Source organism: Bradyrhizobium sp. 155, assembly GCF_023101105.1.
GTDB classification, from domain to species: Bacteria; Pseudomonadota; Alphaproteobacteria; order Rhizobiales; family Xanthobacteraceae; genus Bradyrhizobium; species Bradyrhizobium canariense_D.
Genome location: NZ_CP064704.1, coordinates 636,535 through 655,639 on the forward strand (window position 1 = coordinate 636,535; position 19,105 = coordinate 655,639).

The following is a 19,105-nucleotide window of genomic DNA, read 5'->3' on the forward strand; positions in this document are numbered from 1 at the left end:
TCGGACGTCATGGCCGGGCTTGTCCCGGCCATCCACGTTCTAAGGCCAGGCGAGAAAGATCGTGGATGCCCGGGACAAGCGCGGGCATGACGGCGCGGATGGACCGTGCCAATGCTATAAGCGCTCGACGATTGGGGATGGGTTGAAATGCTGGAGAAGGCAGAGGGCGCTCAAGAGCCCATCAAGGTCGAGTTCGACAATTTCGAGCACGGTTTTCCGGAAGGCTTTGGCCCGGGCTGGTGGGGCACGCTCGCCTACTGGATCGGCATCGCCTTCGCGATCTTCCAGCTTTATGTCGCGGCCTTCAATTATCTGCCGAGCCAGGTGGTGCGCGGCGTCCATGTCGGCTTCCTCATTCTCCTCACCTTCGGCCTGATCGGCAACTTCACCGCCAAAAGCGATTTCGGCCGCGCGATCGGCTGGCTGATCGGCGGCATGGGCTTTCTGTGCGGGCTCTATCAATGGATCTTCTATGCGGATCTGATCGCACGTGACGGCGATCCGACGCGCCTCGATCTGGTGGTCGGCACGCTGCTCGCCGTCCTGATCTTCGAGGGCACGCGGCGGCTGATGGGCGCAGCGCTCCCGCTGATGTGCGGCGCCTGTCTCGTCTACTGGTTCTTCGGCCAGTATCTGCCGTCACCGCTCAACCATCGCGGCTATGATTTCGACCAGATCGTCACGCATCTGTCGTTCGGCACCGAAGGTTTTTACGGCGTGCCGATCTACGTCTCGGCGACCTACATCTTCCTGTTCATCCTGTTCGGCTCGTTCCTGGAGCGCGCCGGCATGATCCAGCTCTTCACCGACGTTTCTCTTGGGTTATTCGGCAGGACCCGCGGCGGCCCGGCCAAGGTCGCGGTGTTCGCCTCGGGCATGATGGGCACGATCTCCGGCTCCGGCGTCGCCAACGTCGTCACCGTCGGCCAGTTCACGATTCCGCTGATGATCAGGTTCGGCTATCGCCGCGCGTTCGCGGCCGGCGTCGAAGCGACAGCGTCGATGGGTGGGCAGATCATGCCGCCGGTGATGGGCGCGGTCGCCTTCATCATGGCAGAGACGCTCGGCGTCCAATATTCTGAGATCGTGAAGGCGGCCGCGATTCCCGCGATGCTCTATTTCGCCTCCGCCTTCTGGATGGTGCATCTGGAGGCCGGCAAGCACGGGCTCACCGGCATGAAGCGCTCGGAGATTCCGAGCGCCTGGAAGGCCCTGGTGACGCGCTGGTATCTCGTGCTGCCGCTCGCGGCGCTGGTCTACATGCTGTTCGAAGGTTTTACGCCGCTCTATGCCGGCAGCATGGGCCTCGCGCTCACAGTGGCGCTGATCCTTGGCACCGCCATCACGACAGGCGCGTCTTCGATGGCGATCCGCTATGTCTTCTGGATCGGGCTCGCGCTCGTCGTCGCGGCGCTCTCGCGCGACGGCCTTCAGATCGTGCCGGTCGCAGGCGTCGTCGTCGCGCTGATCGTGATCACTGCGTTCGTGCGTGGCGGATTTTCCGCCCTGCGCGCCTGCCGCGATGCCTTGGCTGAAAGCGCCAAATCCGCGATCACCGTCGGCATGGCCTGCGCCATCGTCGGGGTCATCATCGGCATGATGTCGCAGACCGGCGTCGGCACCATCTTCGGCGGCTGGGTGATCGGTCTCGGCGAGAAGAGCCTGTTCCTGGCGCTGATCATGACCATGCTGCTGTCGATCCTGCTCGGCACCGGCATCCCGACCATCCCGACCTACATCATCACGGCAGCGCTCGCGGCGCCCGCGTTGGCCAAACTGGGTGTGCCCCTGATCGCAAGCCACATGTTCGCGTTCTATTACGGCATCATGGCGGACCTCTCGCCGCCGGTGGCGCTGGCCGCGCTTGCCGCAGCACCGATCGCGAAGGAGAATCCGGACAAGATCGGCTGGGAGGCGATGCGCATCGCGCTCGCCGGCTACGTCATCCCCTTCATCTTCGTCTATTCGCCGGCGCTGATGCTGCAGGGCGGCGATCCCATGGCGGCCAAGCTCGGCTTCTACGGCGCGGTGGCATTGGCGACTGTCAAGGCGCTGGTGGCGATCGCGCTGTTCGGCATGGTCGCGATCGGATTCCTGTTCACGCGCCTGACGTTCCTCGAACGTTTGGTCGCGCTCGGTGCCGCGCTGTGCCTGCTCGGCGACTTCCCGTTCAGCGACACCGCGGGCTTCCTGCTCGCCGCTGCGATCGTGCTGTGGCAGTGGCGGCGGCGGCCGCCGGCGCCGGTCGAGGCGGTGTGAGCCTCTGCCTCGTCACAGCCTCAGGCCTGAAGGCGCTGGCGCTGTCCGCGTTCACACTGGTGTGGACGCATTCGATCGCGAAGGTCGACTGGCAGGAAGACTGGCGCGTCACCCCCGCCGGGCTCGAACTGGTGCAGGCACGCGTGAAGGGCACCGGCCCCGGCATGGAGCCGCCGCCCGAGGCGCGCCTCGTCGACGGATGGTTTCAATGGAGGCCCGCGCGCGCGCCGATGCCGGAGGTCGTGCTGGGCAATTCGGACGCGGCTGGCGAATGGCGGCTATGCCATGACGGCAAGTGCCGGACGTTGTCCGAGATTGTCGGTCATCCCATTGGTGCTAACGTCACAAAGATGATCGTCTGCAAAGAACAATAATAAGGGAGACACGCGATGGGTCGGCTCAAGGGCAAGGTTGCGATGGTGGTGGGTGCCGGCTCGATCGGGCCTGGTTGGGGCAACGGCAAGGCCACCGCGGTCACCTTTGCCCGCCAGGGTGCGCAGGTGTTTTGCGTCGATCGCAACGGCGCGGCCGCCGAGGAGACCGCGAAGATCATCGCGGACGAAGGCGGCCAGGCGAGCGCGTTCACGGCCGACGTCTCGCATGCGCGCGAGGTCGAGGCGATGGTCGCGGCATGCCTCAAGGCCTACGGCCGCATCGACGTGCTCGACAACAATGTCGGCATCGCCGAGATGGGCAGCGTGGTCGAAGTGACCGAGGAAAGCTGGGACCGGGTCTTCAGCGTCAACCTCAAGAGCGCCTATTTCGCCATGAAGCACGTCATCCCCGTGATGGTGAAACAGGGCGGTGGCTCGATCATCAACATCTCCTCGATCGCTTCGATCCGCCACATGGGCATCTCCTACGTCACGTACGGCACCTCGAAGGCGGCGATGAACCAGATGACCCGCACCACCGCGATCGAGTTCGCGCGCCACCATGTCCGCGTCAACGCGATCCTGCCCGGCCTGATGAAGACGCCGATGGTGGAACATTCCGCAGGTCTTGCGAACAGCTATGCCAAGGGCGATGTTGAAGCGATGTGGCGGGCGCGCGATGCGCAAGTGCCGATGGGCCACATGGGCGACGCTTTCGACGTCGCCAACGCCGCGCTGTTCCTGGCCTCGGACGAAGCGAAATATGTGACGGGCATCGAGCTCGTGGTGGACGGCGGGATCACGTGCAAGGCGGGGGCCTAGGCGTCGTTCCGTGTTCGCCGTCGTCCTGGACAAGCGAGCGTAACGAGCGCTGATCTAGGACCCATAACCCCAGGGAGAAGTTTGACGAAGGCTGGCGGCTCCGGCTACTTCAACATTCGGCATTCGGGGTAATGGGTCCTGGCTTTCGCCAGGACGACATCATTGCGCCAGCGCCAGAATCCCGCCGGCGAATGAATGCCATGCCGCCGTTTCGCTGATCGGCCAGTTCAGCACCTTCACCGCCAGCAGCGCGAGCGTGCCGGTGATGTAGACTGGATGCACTCGGCCCGCGGTGCGCCAGTCGCGTACCATGGCGACGACGAGCAGCAGCGAAGCGACCATCGCGGGCGCGATGGTGACGGGCACCGGCGGCGGCCCTGGCGGTCCCGAAGGCGCGAGGAAAGTGAGAAACCAGCGCGCGATCGCGGCATCGAGGATGGAGACCGCCGCGAGCAGCATCAGGCGTTTGTGAATCTCCGGCTTTCGCGTGTTCATGATCGCGAGCACGAATACACCAGCGAAGAACGCGATCCCGCTCATCGGCACGATCGAGAAGGCGATGCCGGCCTCTTTCTGGCCGAGCGCCGCGGAATGCTGCATCACATGGACGGAGGCGAGGAAGCCGAAGATCGTCATCGCGGTCGCGAGCGAAACGCCGGCTATGCCGAGCGCACGGTGATTGACCATGCGGCCTGAGGCGGCGAGCCACGTCTGGATCACGAAATAGAGAGACCAGGTGAAGAACAACAGGCCGTGGAAATGAATGACGGGGCTTGCGGACAATGTCCGGTTCGCGAGCGGCACAAAATAGGTCGGTGCGAAGCCGAGAAAGGCGGTGGCCGCGCAGGCCAGTGCCATGTGGAGATAGAAATATCGTGCGGGCGACGCATCTCGCGCGCGCACACGACGGTCGTCGATCAGGGTCGTCATGAGGGATGAGTCTGGAGAGGCGGCGTTTGGTTCAAACCCCTAGCCACCTGTGCAGGGCGCTTGTCGGGATGACGAAATCTAACCCCCCGCGCTCAGTTCCGCGCGATCGAGCTCCTCCTCGATCCTGTGAAACGCGTCGTCACCGATCACCTCGGTGGCCCGGAGGTCGAAGGTCGATTTTCGCGCGGCTTCGATGGCGCGGCGGCGCAGCGGATCGGCGGGCAATTCGCCGTTGGTGATGCCACCATGGGGATCGTCGTCGGCCTGCATCAGGATGGCACGATATTCGAGCCGCAGGATTTCGGCTTCCTCCGACGGATCGTCCTCGATCGCGTCGAGCGCCGCGCGATAGGCGACGGCGCGGGCGCGCGCGACCTCGATGCCGACGGGATTGTCGTCCTTGAGGCCGAACGCCAGGATCAGCGGCCGCAAGGTCAGGCCCTGCACGACCAGCGTGCCGAGCACGACCGCAAACGCCGAGAAGACGATGAAGTCACGATGCGGAAAGTTTTCCGGCAAGGCAAAGGCGGTGGCGAGCGTGACGAGGCCGCGCATGCCACACCAGGAGATGATGAGGCCGCCCTTGGCGGAGGCGACCTGCTTCGGATCCTTGGGGTGATAGATCCCGTGCGCCACCAGCGTGCGCAGCGTCGTGCGGTAGAGCGTGACCCAGGCCAACCGGACCAGGACCACGGTGAGCAGGATCCAGGCGGCGGCCAGGCAATAGTCCCAGCGCACGTCCGCGTCCAGCCGCGTCCAGATCGGTCGCATCTGCATGCCGATCAGCATGAACGCGAGCACGTTGAGCACGAACACCATCGTATCCCACACCGCGTAGGACGGCACCCGCAACCGCGCCGGCATGCGAGCGGGTGCAGCGCGTGCCATCGTGATGGCGTACACGACGATGGTGAGGATGCCGGAGAGGCCGAGATGTTCAGCGCCGATCCAGACCATGAAGGTAGTGGCGAATTGCATGATGATCGAACTGGGAGCCTCCGTGATCCGCACGATCACCAGTGGCATGACTCGCGCGGCGAGATAGCCGGCAACGACGCTGCCGACCAGGGCCAGAGCCATGGTTGGCGCGACCTGGCTCCATGCCAGATGCTCGGTGGCGGTCGCTCCGACGGCGATGCGATAGATCAAGAGCGCGGTCGCGTCGTTGAGCAGGCTCTCGCCTTCCAGGACCTTCACCATGCGGTGAGGCAGCTTCACCTGGCTCAGGATCGCGACCGCGGCGGCCGCGTCCGGCGGGGCCACGATGGCGCCGAGCGCAACCGCGGCGGCCCAGGGCATATCAGGCATCAGCCGGTGCGCGACGTAGGCCACAGCGGCCGTGGTCAAGCCGACCGCGGCGACGACGAGGGTGGAGACCGGAACCCAATTGTTGCGGAGATCGCGCAGCGAGGTGTCGAAGGCGGCATCGAGCAGGACCGGTGCGACAAAAAGAGCCAACGCCAGGTCGGGCTCCAGCGTCCAGGACGGGCTCGACGGCACAAAGGCGATCAGTGCGCCCCCGATTGCGAGAAAGGTCGGGTAGGGGACCTTGATCCGCCGCGCCAGCGCCGATAATGCAACGGCGCCGAGCAGAAGCACGATGATCCATTCGAATGTCGACACGTTGATCCCCGAACCCGATTTGAGCGGCGCCACAAGCTAGCACCAATCCGGTCGTATGATGGATGGTGCAGCCCCAAGGCAAGACCTCAAGGCGGACCTTAACTCAAGACTTTCCAACTGTGGCGAGCATGCGTTTTCTCATTCAATGGTCCGGCGCCGGGTTGCTCTTTGCGCTCTCGTTCGTTGCGGCTCATGCTGCGACCGGCGGCGAGCCGGCCGCGGTGCCGCAGGTCGACATCGCGCCGTGCCTCGCGGCTGCCGCAGCCGACGACATCGACAAGGCCGCCACGGCCTGCGCCGCCGTGATCGACAACGAGAAGACGGCGAAAGGGGACCTGATCAAGGCGCTGATCGCGCGCGGCGGGCTTTATGCGCGGCACGACCAAGTCGACCGCGCGATCGCCGACGACAGCCGCGCGCTGGAGCTCGATTCCGGTCTCGCCGATATCTTCAACGCGCGGGGCGAACTCTGGCTAAGGAAGGGCGACAAGCCCAAGGCGGTGCAGGATTTCGGTGCGGCGTTGAAAATCGATCCGAACCACGAGAAGGCCAAGCCCAATCACAAGGCGATGGCGCGCGAGATCGAGCGGATCGGCGCGCAGATGGCAGTCGCGGGCAAGCCCAGTTTCATTTGCAAGGGTGTGCGCCGTCCCGTCGAGAAGGCGATCTGCGCCAACCGCGAGCTCGCAGATCTCGACCGCGAGATCTTTGCCGCCAACGCGCGCGTGTTGCGCGAAGCCCGCAATGCAGGCGAAGCGAAGGCGCTTCAACGCGAGCAGGACGATTTCATCGCCGGCCGCAACGCCGGGTTCGGCCGGCCGGGGTACGATTTGAAGAAGGCGATGCAGGAGCGGCTGCAGCGGCTCAACGGGGTGGACGGGTATTGAGGCTCCTCGTCTCGCTCGTAAGAGCGGGACGAAGGAGGGAAGGGATCGGTGCGCCGCTGGCACGCCTCGATTTGAACCGATTCTTTGGCTGCCGCGACAATGGTGAAAGCCTGATGTCCCGGAGCCCTATGCCATGTGCGGCACGCATCCTTCCGCGCAAATGCTCTCGTTTGCAAAAATCTCGTTTCGCTCGCTCCTGCTCAGCGCGGCAATGAGCGTCGTTCTCGTCGCCCCTGCTTCGGCCGGCGTCGATTGCGTAATCGGGAGCAAGGCCGCTCCGGCTGAGCTGATCCCGGCCTGCAGCGCCATCATCGACCAGGCCTCGAATCCATCCCTCGATCGCGCCGCGGCATTGCTGGTGCGCGCCGACGCCAATGCGCGAACCTCGGGCGCCCTCACGCAGGCGCTGCGAGATATCGATCGCGCCATCGCACTCGATGGCAAGAACGCAAAAGCCTGGCGCCTGCGCGGTGATCTCCTGCGCGAGGCCGGCGGCGATCTCAACCGCGCCGCGGCGGACCTCAGCAAGGCCATCGAGCTCGATCCGCAGGATTCGGAATCTTACGAGCTGCGCGGCGTCGTCTACACCAACCAGCACCGGCTCGACCGCGCGCTTGCCGATTACGACCAGGCGATCAGGCTGAAGCCTGACAATGCACAGGCCTGGTCCGACCGCGGCGTGACCTATTATCTCGGCGGCGACAACGAGAAGGCGATCCGCGATCTCAGCGAGGCGTTGCGCCTCGATCCGAACCGGCCGCGCAGCTACACCAATCGTGGCGCCGCCTACAAGAAGCTCGGCCAGCTCGACAAGTCGGTTGCCGACGACGGCGAGGCGATCCGGCTCGATCCGAAAGTGCCCGAATATTACGACAATCGCGGGCTGGCGCTGGCCGCGATGGGGGAGTACGACAAGGCGATTGCCGATTACGATCAGGCGCTCCGGCTGGCACCGCGGCCGAATTTCTTCACAAACCGCGGCGATTCCTACCACCTGAAGGGCGAGCTTGGCGCGGCGCTGAGCGATTACGAGGCCGCGCTGAAACTCGATCCGAATTTCGCGCTGACCTACAACAACCGCGCCGTGCTCTACAAGAAGATGGGCGAGCGCAAGAAGGCGCTGGCCGACTACGAGACCGCGCTGCGGCTCGATCCCGGCAACGACAATGCGGCCGGCGGCCGCCGAACCATGATCGCGGAGATCGCGAAATTCGGCGGCGAGCCGCTGCGGCCGCTCGCGGCGAATTCCGGCAATGGCCCGTCGTTCGATTGTGCCACCGCGAAGCGCGAGGTCGAGAAGGTGATTTGTGCCGATCCGCAGCTGGGGGTGCTCGATCGCCAGATCGCCGAGACCTACGAGCGCGTGCTGAAATCGGCCGGGTCCCGCTTCGCCGGCGGCCTCCGTCGCACCCAGCGCGATTTCCTCACCACCCGCAATACGAGCTTCGGCCGCCCCGGCTATGATCTCAGGAAGGTCATGCAGGAGCGGCTGCAGCGGCTGAATGCGATGGATAGCTGAGCATTGTTCTTTTCAGCTTGAACCGCGGCCCGTTCCCGGGAAAATACCCCTCAAACAAGGCCGGTACTTGATCCCTGTCATGGCGGGACGTCTGTCCTGCAACAAGGTCAAGGCCAGGCGAATAAGGGAACGGGAGCGCGGGAATGAACGTCCGAGGAAACATCGACGGAAAAAGTCTCTATCACGAGGTTTATGCGCGCTCGCTGGCTGACCCCAAGGGCTTTTGGGCCGAGGTGGCCAAGGAGATCGACTGGATCGAGCCACCGAAAAAGATCTTCGATCCCTCGCAAGGCGTCTACGGCCGCTGGTTCAGCGGTGGCGTCGTCAACACCTGCTACAACGCGCTTGACCGTCAGGTCGAACGCGGCCGCGCCGACCAGGTCGCGCTGATCCATGATTCGCCGCTGGCAAATAGCGTCACCAAATTCACCTACGCCGAACTGCTGGCCGAAGTGCAGGCGCTTGCCGCCATCATGCAGGATTTTGGTGTCGCCAAGGGCGATCGCGTCATCCTGTATATGCCGATGGTCCCCGAGGCCGTCGTCGCGATGCTCGCCTGCGCGCGCATTGGCGCGGTGCACTCCGTGGTGTTCGGTGGCTTTGCCGCGAAAGAGCTCGCCACCCGCATCGACGATGCGCAGCCAAAGTTGATTCTGTCGGCGAGTTGCGGCATCGAGCCCGGCCGGATCGTGCAGTACAAGCCGCTGCTCGACGAGGCGATCAGGCTTGCGGGGGCAAAGCCGAAGGCCTGCATCGTGCTGCAACGTCCGCAGCTCGTCTGCGCCCTCACGCCCGGCCGCGACTATGATTGGGCGGGCCTGCGCCGCAAGGCGATGAACGACGGCAAGAAGGCGCCTTGTGTGCCCGTCGCCGCTACCGATCCGCTCTACATCCTCTATACGTCAGGCACGACCGGCATTCCCAAGGGTGTCGTGCGCGACAATGGCGGCCATCTCGTCGCGGTGAAATGGTCCATGTTCAACCTTTATGGCGTCAAGCCGGGCGAGGTCTGGTGGTGCGGCTCCGACATCGGCTGGGTGGTCGGCCACAGCTACATCGTCTACGGCCCGCTGCTGCATGGCGCGACCTCGATCATGTATGAGGGCAAGCCGGTCGGCACGCCCGATGCCGGCGCGTTCTGGCGCGTGATCAGCGAGCACAAGGCCGTCGCCTTCTTTACTGCGCCGACCGCGTTCCGCGCGATCCGGAAAGAAGATCCGGAAGGAAAATTCATCCGGCAATACGACCTCTCGACGTTCCGCACGCTGTTCCTGGCCGGCGAGCGCGCCGATCCGCCGACGGTGGAATGGGCGGAGCAGCAGTTGAAAGTGCCTGTGATCGACCATTGGTGGCAGACCGAAACCGGCTGGTGCATCGCCGGCAATCCGGTTGGCTTAGGTCAGCTGCCGGTGAAGCACGGGTCGCCGACGGTGCCGATGCCGGGCTATCAGGTCGACGTGGTCGACGAAGCGGCAAAGCCGGTCGGTCCGAACACCATGGGTTCGATCGTCATCAAGCTTCCGATGCCGCCGGGCTGTCTGCCGACGCTGTGGAATCAGGACGAACGGTTCAAGGAAGCCTATCTCACCGAATTCCCCGGCTACTACAAAACGTCGGATGCCGGCTACAAGGACGACGACGGCTATGTCTTCGTCATGGGCCGCACCGACGACATCATCAACGTCGCCGGCCATCGGCTCTCCACCGGCGGCATGGAGGAGATCCTGGCTTCGCATCCCGATGTCGCTGAATGCGCCGTGCTCGGCGTCAAGGACGCGATCAAGGGCGAGGTGCCCTGCGGCTTCCTGGTGCTCAAGGCGGGTGTGAAACGGGCCCCGGCCGAGATCGAGAAGGAGATCGTCGCGCTGGTGCGCGACAAGCTCGGTCCCGTTGCCGCGTTCAAGCTCGCCATCACCGTCGGCCGCCTGCCCAAGACGCGATCCGGAAAGATCTTGCGCGGCACGATCAAGAAGATCGCAGATGGTGAAGCTTGGACCATGCCGGCGACGATCGAGGACCCCAAGGTGCTGGACGAGATCGGCGATGCGCTGAAGGGGCGGGTGTGAGGTTTGCAATGGGGCTTGAATAGGCCGCATTTTTCCGCTCAATCCTCATCCTGAGGACCTGGCGCGCGTCTCGAAGGATGAAAGGCCCCGCTGCGGCAGCTTGGCCTGCATGGTTCGAGACGCCCGCTGCGCGGGCTCCTCACCATGAGGATGAAGGGCCTGCCATGAATTCGAAGCCGTTTCTAGCGATTGCATTTGCGGGCCTCATTCTCTCCGCCTGCTCCGCGCGCTACCAGACGCCGGTGGCGATGGGCGGCGATGATGACGACGCGGTCTGCCAGAGCCGCGGCTATGCGGCCGGATCGCCCGAATACGTGGCGTGCCGCAAGGACCGCGACGTCCAGCGCAGTTCCGCGACCACCCGCGCCGACCGCCGCCAGCGCGACCTCGGCGAATACATGCTGAACCATCCGGACCGGCCATAAAGGCTGCGCTGCGCCGCTGCGCTCGCAATGACGAGGTTGCTGAAGCTTCTTGCGTCAGACTAAAAACGCGGCGAGTTTCCCCGCCGCGTTTGCATTCGATGACGACTGAAGTGGAAGGATTACTCCTCCTCCTGGTCCTGCTTCTTGCCGCCGAGCGTCTTCAGCTTGGCGAACACAGCATCGACGTTGAGATCGTCGCTGGACCTCTCCGCGGGTTCGTACTCGTCCTTCTTGGTGGTTTCTGAGGCCGGCAGCAAAGTGGCGCCGCCATAGGCTGCGTCGATCGGCTTTTCCTTCGCCGCGCGCGCGACCTCGAAATCGAGCTCGATCTGCGAGCAGAGGCCGAGGGTGACGGGATCGATCGGCGTCAGCTGGGAGGTGTTCCAGTGGGTGCGATCGCGGACACTCGCGATCGTACTCTTGGTCGTGCCGACCAGGCGCATGATCTGGGCGTCCTTGAGCTCGGGATGGTTGCGCAGCAGCCAGAGGATGGCGCTCGGGCGTTCGTGGCGGCGCGAGACCGGGGTGTAGCGCGGGCCCTTGCGCTTGGGCTGCGGCGGCAGCACCACCTTGCTCTCCTGGAGGCGGAGCCGGTAGTCCGGGTTGTTCTCGCCCTTCTCGATTTCCTCGCGGGTCAGCTGGCCATTGGAAAGGGGATCCATGCCCTTGATGCCCTGGGCGGCGTCGCCATCGGCGATCGCGCGCACCTCGAGGGGGTGCATTTTGGTGAAATCGGCGACCTGATCGAAGGTCAGCGCGGTATTGTCGAGCAGCCAGACGGCGGTCGCCTTGGGCATCAGAGGTGCGTTGCTCATGGCAAATCTCCTTTGTGCTTCGCCCACCCCTTTGGAGGCGAAACCGGTGGTCATCAGCGATGACTGGGAATTCGCGCTATATAAGCCCGGAGGGGCTAGCCACGCAATGGTTCTGCTATAGATAGTGCCTTGACAGCGCCCGAAAGGGGGCCCAATTCCCTCTGAAGTCTCTGTAAGACCGTACCCAAGCCCTGTTCATCCATCGACCGCTTCCCGCCCATTTGGCGAGGTGATTCGGTCCCGAGATCGCTCAATGTCAGCCAAACCAGACCTCAAGATCGTGCTTTGTTCTCCCCGTGGCTTCTGCGCCGGGGTGGTCCGGGCGATCGACACCGTGGAACGGGCGCTCGATAAATACGGCGCCCCCGTCTATGTTCGCCACGAGATTGTGCACAATAAATACGTCGTCGATGGGTTGAAGAAGAAGGGCGCGATCTTCGTCGAGGAACTCGCCGAGATCCCGGAAAACACCACCGCGCCGGTGGTGTTCTCGGCCCATGGCGTGCCGAAATCGGTCCCGGCCGACGCCACCTCCCGCAATTTGTTCTCGCTGGATGCGACCTGCCCCCTGGTCACCAAGGTGCACCGCGAGGCCGCGATCCATTTCAAGCGCGGCCGCGAGATCTTCCTGATCGGGCATTCCCATCATCCGGAGGTGGTGGGCACGCTCGGCCAGCTCCCGACCGGCGCCGTGACCCTGATCGAGACTGCCGAGGACGCCAAGACCATCGCCCCGAAGGACCCGAACAACCTCGCCTTCGTGACCCAGACCACGTTGTCGATCGACGACACCGCGGAGATCGTGGCGCTCCTGAAGGAACGCTTCCCGAACATCAACGGGCCGCACAAGGAAGACATCTGCTACGCCACCACCAACCGCCAGCTCGCGGTGAAGAAGGTGGCGCCGGTGGTCGACGCCCTGATCGTGGTCGGTGCGCCGAACTCGTCGAACTCGCAGCGCCTGCGCGAAGTCGCCGAACGCGAGGGTTGCCCGATCGCCGTGCTGGCGCAGCGCGCCACCGAAATCGACTGGAAGCGGTTCGAGAACATCACCAGCCTCGGCATCACCGCGGGTGCCTCGGCACCGGAAGTGATCGTCGAGGAGATCATGGACGCGTTCGCCGAGCGCTTCACGCTGCATGTGGAGACGGTCTCGGCCGCGGAAGAGAACGAGTTCTTCCCGCTGCCGCGCCAGGTGCGCCCCGAAGCCGCCGCCGAGTAGACGTTCATGGCGGTCTACACCGACGTTGCCGCCGACGAGCTTGCGGACTTCCTCAACCAATACGATCTCGGCGAGTTGCTCTCCTACAAGGGCATCGCCGAGGGCGTCGAAAATTCCAACTTCCTGCTGCATACGACCAAGGGGTCGTTCATCCTCACGCTCTATGAGAAGCGCGTGGCGAAGAACGATCTGCCGTTCTTCCTCGCGCTGATGACGCATCTTGCCGAGCACGGCGTCAACTGCCCGCTGCCGGTGAAGGGAACGGACGGCGAGGCGTTGCGCGAGCTGTCGGGCCGGTCGGCCGCGATCATCACCTTTCTCGAAGGCGTCTGGCCGCGCAAGCCGAACGCGGTCCATTGCGCCGGCGTTGGCGAGGGGCTCGCCAGGATGCATCTGGCCGGCGCGAATTTCGCGATCAGGCGTGCGAACGCGCTGTCGGTCCCGGGCTGGCGGCCGCTGTTCGATGCCGCATCACACCGGGCCGACGAGGTGCAGCCCGGCCTGCGCGCGTTCCTGAGCCAAGAGCTCGACTACCTCGAGAGCGGGGTCTGGCCGACGCTTCTGCCCGAAGGCGTGATCCACGCCGACCTCTTCAACGACAACGTCTTCTTTCTCGGCGACAAGTTGTCAGGGATCATCGACTTCACTTTCGCCTGCAATGACTGGCTCGCCTATGATGTCGCGATCTGCCTCAACGCCTGGTGCTTCGAGCCGGATCATTCCTTCAACGTCACCAAGGCGCGGGCCTTCCTCAATGCCTATGGCCGCGTGCGAAAGCTGTCCGAGCCGGAAGAGGCAGCGCTGCCGCTGCTCGCGCGCGGCGCTGCGATGCGCTTCCTGCTGACGCGGCTGGTCGACTGGCTCAACGTTCCGCCCGGCGCGCTGGTTCGGCCGAAGGATCCGCTGGAATATGTCCGCAAGCTGCGCTTCCACCAGAGCGTTTCCAGCGTGCGCGACTACGGGCTGATGCCGTCGGGGCTGGTGGCGTGAGCGAGCTTCCGATTGTCACGATCTACACCGACGGCGCCTGCTCGGGAAATCCGGGGCCCGGCGGCTGGGGCGCGATCCTGAAGTTCGGCGACAAGGAAAAAGAACTGAACGGTGGTGAGCGCCACACCACCAATAACCAGATGGAATTGATGGCGGCGATCTCCGCGTTGGAAGCGCTGAAGAAGCCGTGCACGGTCGATCTCTATACCGACAGCCAATATGTCCGTCAGGGCATTACCGGCTGGATCCACGGCTGGAAGCGCAACGGCTGGCGCACCGCCGACAAGAAGCCGGTGAAGAATGTCGAGCTATGGCAGCGCCTGGATGCCGCGCTGAAGGCCCATGACGTGCGGTGGCACTGGGTCAAAGGTCACGCAGGCCATCCCGAGAACGAACGCGCCGACCAGCTCGCGCGCGACGGGATCGTGAAGGCGCGGTTGCAGCAGAGGCTGGCGGAGTAGGCGCGCGGTCGGCGCTCCTTCCTCATGCTCCGCCGTCATCGCCCGGCTTGACCGGGCGATCCAGTACGCAGCGGCCTCTCGATTCAACAACAACTGCTCTGGAATACTGAATGCCCCGCTTTCGCGGGGCATGACAGAGTCGTTTGTGGCTGAAAGCGGCGTCTAAAGCTTACAGCTGCCCGAGCAGCGTATCGCCGCCGGACACCTCGACCTTGCCGGGCATCGCCTCGAGGTTCAGCTTCTTGACCACGCCGTCCTCGACCAGCATCGAATAGCGCTTGGAGCGGATGCCGAGACCGTTGCCGGAGGCGTCGAGCTCCATGCCGATCGCCTTGGTGAAGTCGGCATTGCCGTCGGCGAGGAAGATGGCCTCGTCGCGCTGGTCGGTATCGCGCTTCCAGGCGTTCATGACGAAGGCGTCGTTGACGGAGACGATGGCGATGGTGTCGACGCCCTTGTCCTTCAGGGCGTAGGCGTTGAGGAAAATGCTCGGCAGATGCATCTTGTGGCAGGTGCCCGTATAGGCGCCGGGCACCGCGAACAGCGCCACTTTCTTGCCCTTGAAGATGTCGTCGGTGGTCTTCACCTGCGGGCCTTCGGCCGTCATCACGCGGAATTTCGCCTCGGGCAGTTTGTCGCCAGTCTGGATCGCCATCGTCAGTCTCCCTGAAAATCGGTCCCGCTTTTTAGACCGTGCGGCGGCGCTGCACAATGTTGCCGGTAGGGCAGGCGGTGAGGGCGGGACCCTTCCCCGTTATGTCATCAGCCGGCGAACCCGCCGCCGTCGAGGAAGGCCTGCTCGTCCGGGGTGGTGTCGCGGCCGAGCAGATGGTTGCGGTGGGGGAAGCGGCCAAACCGCCGGATGATGTCGGCGTGCTCACGCGCGTATTTCAGATTTTCGGCATTGTCGGTGTTTTGAAACAGCGCGACGCAGTGCAATTGGTCGGGCAGGTGCTCGGAATGCATGAAGGGCAAATAGAGGAATTCGAGCAGGACCGGATCGATCCTTTGATCTGCGCCCCGCGCAATGGCGCGGCGGGCGACGTCGCGCGCCAGCGCATCGCTGGCAAAGGCCTGCGACGTGCCGCGAAACATGTTGCGCGGAAACTGGTCGAGCACGATGACGAGCGCGAGTGCGCCCTCATCGGTCGCCTCCCATGACGAGAGTTCGCCGGCGACCGCCTTCTGCCACAGCGCGAGAAAGCGGCGCCTGATCTCCGCGTCGAATGCGTCGTTGCGCTCGTACCAGGCATCGCGGCCGGCCTCGCGCCAGAAGGCGAGGATGCCGGCCGGACTGATGTTGCCGTCGTCGGTCATGAACGAAAGAGGCGCTTACGCCGCCTCCGCCTTCTTCTCGTCGCGCAGCTGCCGCCGCAGGATCTTGCCGACATTGGTCTTCGGCAGGTCGGTGCGGAATTCGATGTGCTTGGGCACCTTGTAGCCCGTCAGCTGCTCCTGGCAGAACTTGACCAGGGCCTCCGCCGTGAGGTTCGGGTCCTTCTTGACCACGAACGCCTTCACCGCCTCCCCCGACTTGGAATCGGGAATGCCGATGACGGCGCATTCGAGCACCCCGGGGTTGCTCGCGATCACTTCCTCGATCTCGTTCGGATAGACGTTGAAGCCGGAGACCAGGATCATGTCCTTCTTGCGGTCCACGATCTTGGTGTAGCCCTTCTCGTCCATGATGCCGATGTCGCCGGTGCGGAAATAGCCGTCCGCGGTCATCACCTTGGCCGTCTCCTCCGGCCTGTTCCAGTAGCCCGACATCACCTGCGGGCCCTTGGCGCAGATCTCGCCGGGCTGGCCGAGCGGCATCTCGTTGCCGTCGTCGTCGCGGATCGAGATCCAGGTCGAGGGCACGGGGATGCCGATAGTGCCGTTGAACTCCGGATTGGTCGTGGTGTTGCAGGTCAGCGTCGGAGATGTCTCCGACAGGCCGTAGCCTTCGGCGATGGAGCAGCCCGTGATGGCCTTCCACTGCTCGGCGACGGGGCGCTGCACCGCCATGCCGCCACCGTTCGAGATCTTCAGCTTGGAGAAGTCGAGCTTTTTGAAGTCGGGATGATGCATCAGGCCGTTGTAGAGCGTGTTCACGGCAGGGAAGTTGTTGACCTGGTACTTCGCCAATTCCTTGATGAAGCCCGGGATGTCGCGCGGATTGGGGATCAGGAGATTGCAGCCGCCGGCGCGCACCGCGAGAAGGTAGCAGGCTGTCAGCGCGAAGATGTGATAGAGCGGCAGCGCGCAAACGACCATGAGTTGATCGACATGCGGCGGCGCGGCCATCGCCGGCTGCAGCCAGGCGTCGTTCTGCAGGACGTTGGCGACGATGTTGCGATGAAGCAGGGTGGCGCCCTTGGACACGCCGGTGGTGCCGCCGGTATATTGCAGGAAGGCGACGTCGCCGGGTGACAGCTTCGGCTTGTTGAAGGCCAGAGAGCGGCCGGCGGAGATCGCGTCGTTGAAGGACACCGCGCCCGGCAGCGACCATGCCGGCACCATCTTCTTGACGCGGCGGACGACCAGATTGACGATCACTCCCTTGAAGCCGAGCAGGTCGCCCATGCTGCCGACGATGACGTGCTTGACTTGCGTCTTGGCGATCACCTGCTCGACGGTGTGGGCGAAGTTCTCGAGCACGATGATGGCTTCGGCGCCGGAATCCTTGAGCTGGTGCTCGAGCTCGCGCGGCGTGTAGAGCGGATTGACATTGACCACCGCGAAACCGGCGCGCAGCACGGCTGCGGTCGCGACCGGATATTGCAGCACGTTCGGCATCATGATCGCGACGCGGGCGCCGCGTTGCAGGCCGCGCCCTTGCAGATAGGACGCCATCGCCAGCGACATCTGGTCGAGGTCGCGATAGCTGATCGACTTGTCCATGCAGATGAACGCCTTGCGGTCGGCGAACTTGGCGAAGCTCTCCTCCAGGAGGTCGACCAGCGATGAATATTGCGTCGGCTCGATATCGGCGGGGACGCCGGGCGGATATTGCTTAAGCCAGATGCGCTCCATGGAAACTCCCCTCATTGACCAGAGCCCGTTGTGTCTCGGGCTTGCCTCGTTGCCGTCAGTATCGAGCCTGCCGGAACGGGTGGCAAGCGGTCGAGGCTTAGGACAAACGTCAGGGAGTGGCTACCGGAATCCTTGCAAATGGCGCTGCCGCAACTGCGAAGTGCGGCGCGGTCTCGCCTCGCGTCGGCTGTTAACTGTTGTTGGCGGGCTTGGCGGGCTTGGTCGCGGCCTTGGGCTTGGCGGGCTTGGCCGCCTCGCCGCTCACCGCAGGCTTTGCCACCGCATCGGGCTTGGCTGCGGCATGCTTGGTACCGGCCGGCTTAGCTGCGGACTTGCCGTCGGCCGGCTTTGCGGCCGCCGCCGTCTTGGCATCGGGCTTCGCCGCCGCCGTCTTGGCATCCTTCGGCTTGTCTGCCGCGTCGGGCTTTTTGGCGACGCGCGACTTCTTGCCACGCGGCTTTGGCGTGGCCTGCTGGTCGGCATCGGCCGCGACCGCCGCGATCAGGGCGGTCCCGGTGCGGGTCGGACCGGTATACACCAGCACGGGCTCGGCCGCCGCCGGGGCCGAGGCCATCAGCTCGGAGGCCTTCATCAGAGGCGGCTGAAGCCCGGCCGTGAAGAAGGTGACTTGGGCTTCGCCGCCGGTGGCCGAGGCGGACCCGGACGTGCCGCCATTGGCCGCGATCAGCGCGTCGTCATCGTCGCTGGCCGGCCGCTTGCGATGGCCGCCGCACATGTCGTCACGCAGGTTCGGCGGCGAGGCGTCGACCGGGACCAGCTTGTCAACGGTGCCGAGCGAGGGGCGGAGCCAGGTGAGATTATCTTGCGAGAAGCCGCGCTCCAGCAGCTGCGCCGCCTTCACCGCGCGCGCGGTCCCGGAGTTGGCGCCCAGCACGACGGCGATCAGCCGGCGGCCGTTGCGGGTGGCCGACGCGACGAGATTGTAGCCGGAGGCGCAGATGAAGCCGGTCTTGAAACCGTCGGCGCCGGGATAGCGGCCGATCAGCTTGTTGAAATTGCCGGTGACGCGCTTGCCGAAGCGGATTGCCGGAATGTGCACGAAGTACTCGTACTCGGGCAGGTCGCGCAGGAACGAGCGCGCGAGAATGCCAAGATCCCGCGCGGAGGTGATCTGTCCGTCGGCGGGCAGGCCGTTCGGATTGACGTAGCTCGTCTGCGTCATGCCGAGCTTCTGCGCCGTGTCGTTCATCAGCGCCGAGAAACCATCGATCGAACCGCCAACGCCTTCGGCGAGCACGACGGCCATGTCGTTCGCCGATTTCACCATCATCATCTTGAGCGCGTTGTCGACGGTAAGCTGCGTTCCCGGGCGAAAGCCCATCTTCGAGGGCGACTGCGAGGCTGCCGTCGGCGAAACCGTGAGCAGTGTGTCGAGTGTGAGCTTGCCGTCCTTGACCGCCTTCAGCGTCACATAGGCGGTCATGATCTTGGTGACGGAAGCCGGATACCAGGGAATGGTCGCGTTCTCCGCCTGCAGCACCTTGCCGCTATCGGCCTCGATCAGGAGCAGCGCTTCGGCGCTCGCCGCGCGCGGCGCGAGCAACGCGGCACACGCGAGTGCCGCGGCGAACAGGTTGAACAGGGATTGACGAAGCAGCGGGCGAAGAGCGTGCACTATCCGATTCCGGTCCTTGGAGACCCGCCGGTTCCGGTCGGCTCTCGTGATCTGATGT

At 64.5% G+C, this 19,105-nt stretch carries 17 protein-coding genes; 10 read left to right on the forward strand and 7 right to left on the reverse strand.

Annotation, left to right across the window (positions count from 1 at the left end; translation table 11 throughout):
* The first annotated feature begins 147 nt into the window (after positions 1-147).
* The 3 genes from IVA93_RS03095 to IVA93_RS03105 are packed head-to-tail and all read left to right on the forward strand — an operon-like array spanning position 148 to position 3,455.
* Entirely contained in the window at positions 148-2,259 is a 2,112-nt protein-coding gene (locus IVA93_RS03095) for a TRAP transporter permease (protein WP_018453127.1), read from the forward strand.
* A complete protein-coding gene (locus IVA93_RS03100) occupies positions 2,256-2,633 on the forward strand; it encodes a DUF1850 domain-containing protein (RefSeq protein WP_198293337.1) in 378 nt (125 codons plus the stop codon). The genes IVA93_RS03095 and IVA93_RS03100 overlap by 4 nt, the downstream gene beginning before the upstream one ends.
* A 15-nt stretch (positions 2,634-2,648) precedes the next feature.
* Positions 2,649-3,455, forward strand: coding sequence for an SDR family NAD(P)-dependent oxidoreductase (locus IVA93_RS03105; protein WP_204512522.1), 807 nt, complete (start codon positions 2,649-2,651; stop codon positions 3,453-3,455).
* Positions 3,456-3,614: 159 nt separating this feature from the next.
* Here IVA93_RS03105 and IVA93_RS03110 read toward each other — a convergent pair whose 3' ends face one another.
* The gene (locus tag IVA93_RS03110) at positions 3,615-4,385 is read right to left on the reverse strand and encodes a hypothetical protein (protein ID WP_018453130.1); all 771 of its coding nucleotides are present in this window, start codon (positions 4,383-4,385) and stop codon (positions 3,615-3,617) included.
* A 78-nt stretch (positions 4,386-4,463) separates the two neighbouring features.
* Positions 4,464-6,041 carry a cation:proton antiporter gene (locus tag IVA93_RS03115; protein ID WP_247539628.1) on the reverse strand — a complete coding sequence of 526 codons (1,578 nt, stop codon included), beginning with the start codon at positions 6,039-6,041 and terminating at the stop codon, positions 4,464-4,466.
* A 95-nt stretch (positions 6,042-6,136) separates the two neighbouring features.
* On the opposite strand from IVA93_RS03115, the gene IVA93_RS03120 reads away from it, so the two are divergent.
* The 4 genes from IVA93_RS03120 (at position 6,137) to IVA93_RS03135 (ending at position 10,905) form a co-directional block, all read left to right on the forward strand.
* Complete coding sequence (locus IVA93_RS03120; protein ID WP_018453132.1) at positions 6,137-6,895, forward strand: tetratricopeptide repeat protein; 759 nt, start codon at positions 6,137-6,139, stop codon at positions 6,893-6,895.
* Positions 6,896-7,028: 133 nt separating this feature from the next.
* Positions 7,029-8,414: a tetratricopeptide repeat protein gene (locus IVA93_RS03125; protein WP_018453133.1), complete on the forward strand. Its 1,386-nt coding sequence runs from the start codon at positions 7,029-7,031 to the stop codon at positions 8,412-8,414.
* Between the two features lie 143 nt (positions 8,415-8,557).
* Positions 8,558-10,480: a propionyl-CoA synthetase gene (locus tag IVA93_RS03130; protein WP_018453134.1), complete on the forward strand. Its 1,923-nt coding sequence runs from the start codon at positions 8,558-8,560 to the stop codon at positions 10,478-10,480.
* A 164-nt stretch (positions 10,481-10,644) separates the two neighbouring features.
* Positions 10,645-10,905: a hypothetical protein gene (locus IVA93_RS03135; protein WP_018453135.1), complete on the forward strand. Its 261-nt coding sequence runs from the start codon at positions 10,645-10,647 to the stop codon at positions 10,903-10,905.
* Between the two features lie 119 nt (positions 10,906-11,024).
* Here IVA93_RS03135 and IVA93_RS03140 read toward each other — a convergent pair whose 3' ends face one another.
* Positions 11,025-11,720, reverse strand: a complete 696-nt coding sequence (locus tag IVA93_RS03140; RefSeq protein ID WP_007597507.1) for a DUF1013 domain-containing protein — start codon at positions 11,718-11,720, stop codon at positions 11,025-11,027.
* A 253-nt stretch (positions 11,721-11,973) separates the two neighbouring features.
* Between IVA93_RS03140 and ispH the strand changes: the two genes are divergently transcribed.
* Genes ispH through rnhA form a run of 3 tightly spaced genes read left to right on the forward strand, consistent with a single transcriptional unit; the run spans position 11,974 to position 14,393 of the window.
* The gene (gene ispH / locus IVA93_RS03145; RefSeq protein ID WP_007597506.1) at positions 11,974-12,942 is read left to right on the forward strand and encodes a 4-hydroxy-3-methylbut-2-enyl diphosphate reductase; all 969 of its coding nucleotides are present in this window, start codon (positions 11,974-11,976) and stop codon (positions 12,940-12,942) included.
* A gap of 6 nt (positions 12,943-12,948) precedes the next feature.
* Positions 12,949-13,932 (forward strand): homoserine kinase, encoded by a 984-nt coding sequence (locus tag IVA93_RS03150; protein WP_018453137.1) that lies wholly within the window; start codon positions 12,949-12,951, stop codon positions 13,930-13,932.
* Positions 13,929-14,393 carry a ribonuclease HI gene (gene rnhA, locus IVA93_RS03155; RefSeq protein ID WP_018453138.1) on the forward strand — a complete coding sequence of 155 codons (465 nt, stop codon included), beginning with the start codon at positions 13,929-13,931 and terminating at the stop codon, positions 14,391-14,393. Before IVA93_RS03150 ends, rnhA begins: the two co-directional genes overlap by 4 nt.
* A gap of 169 nt (positions 14,394-14,562) precedes the next feature.
* Here rnhA and IVA93_RS03160 read toward each other — a convergent pair whose 3' ends face one another.
* The 4 genes from IVA93_RS03160 to IVA93_RS03175 form a co-directional block, all read right to left on the reverse strand.
* Positions 14,563-15,048, reverse strand: a complete 486-nt coding sequence (locus IVA93_RS03160) for a peroxiredoxin (protein ID WP_018453139.1) — start codon at positions 15,046-15,048, stop codon at positions 14,563-14,565.
* Between the two features lie 107 nt (positions 15,049-15,155).
* A complete protein-coding gene (locus IVA93_RS03165) occupies positions 15,156-15,710 on the reverse strand; it encodes a DUF924 family protein (RefSeq protein WP_018453140.1) in 555 nt (184 codons plus the stop codon).
* Between the two features lie 15 nt (positions 15,711-15,725).
* On the reverse strand, positions 15,726-17,411 hold the full coding sequence (locus tag IVA93_RS03170; RefSeq protein ID WP_018453141.1) for a long-chain fatty acid--CoA ligase: 1,686 nt from the start codon (positions 17,409-17,411) through the stop codon (positions 15,726-15,728).
* Between the two features lie 190 nt (positions 17,412-17,601).
* Positions 17,602-19,047, reverse strand: a complete 1,446-nt coding sequence (locus IVA93_RS03175; RefSeq protein WP_085361117.1) for a D-alanyl-D-alanine carboxypeptidase family protein — start codon at positions 19,045-19,047, stop codon at positions 17,602-17,604.
* Between the last annotated feature and the right edge of the window lie 58 nt (positions 19,048-19,105).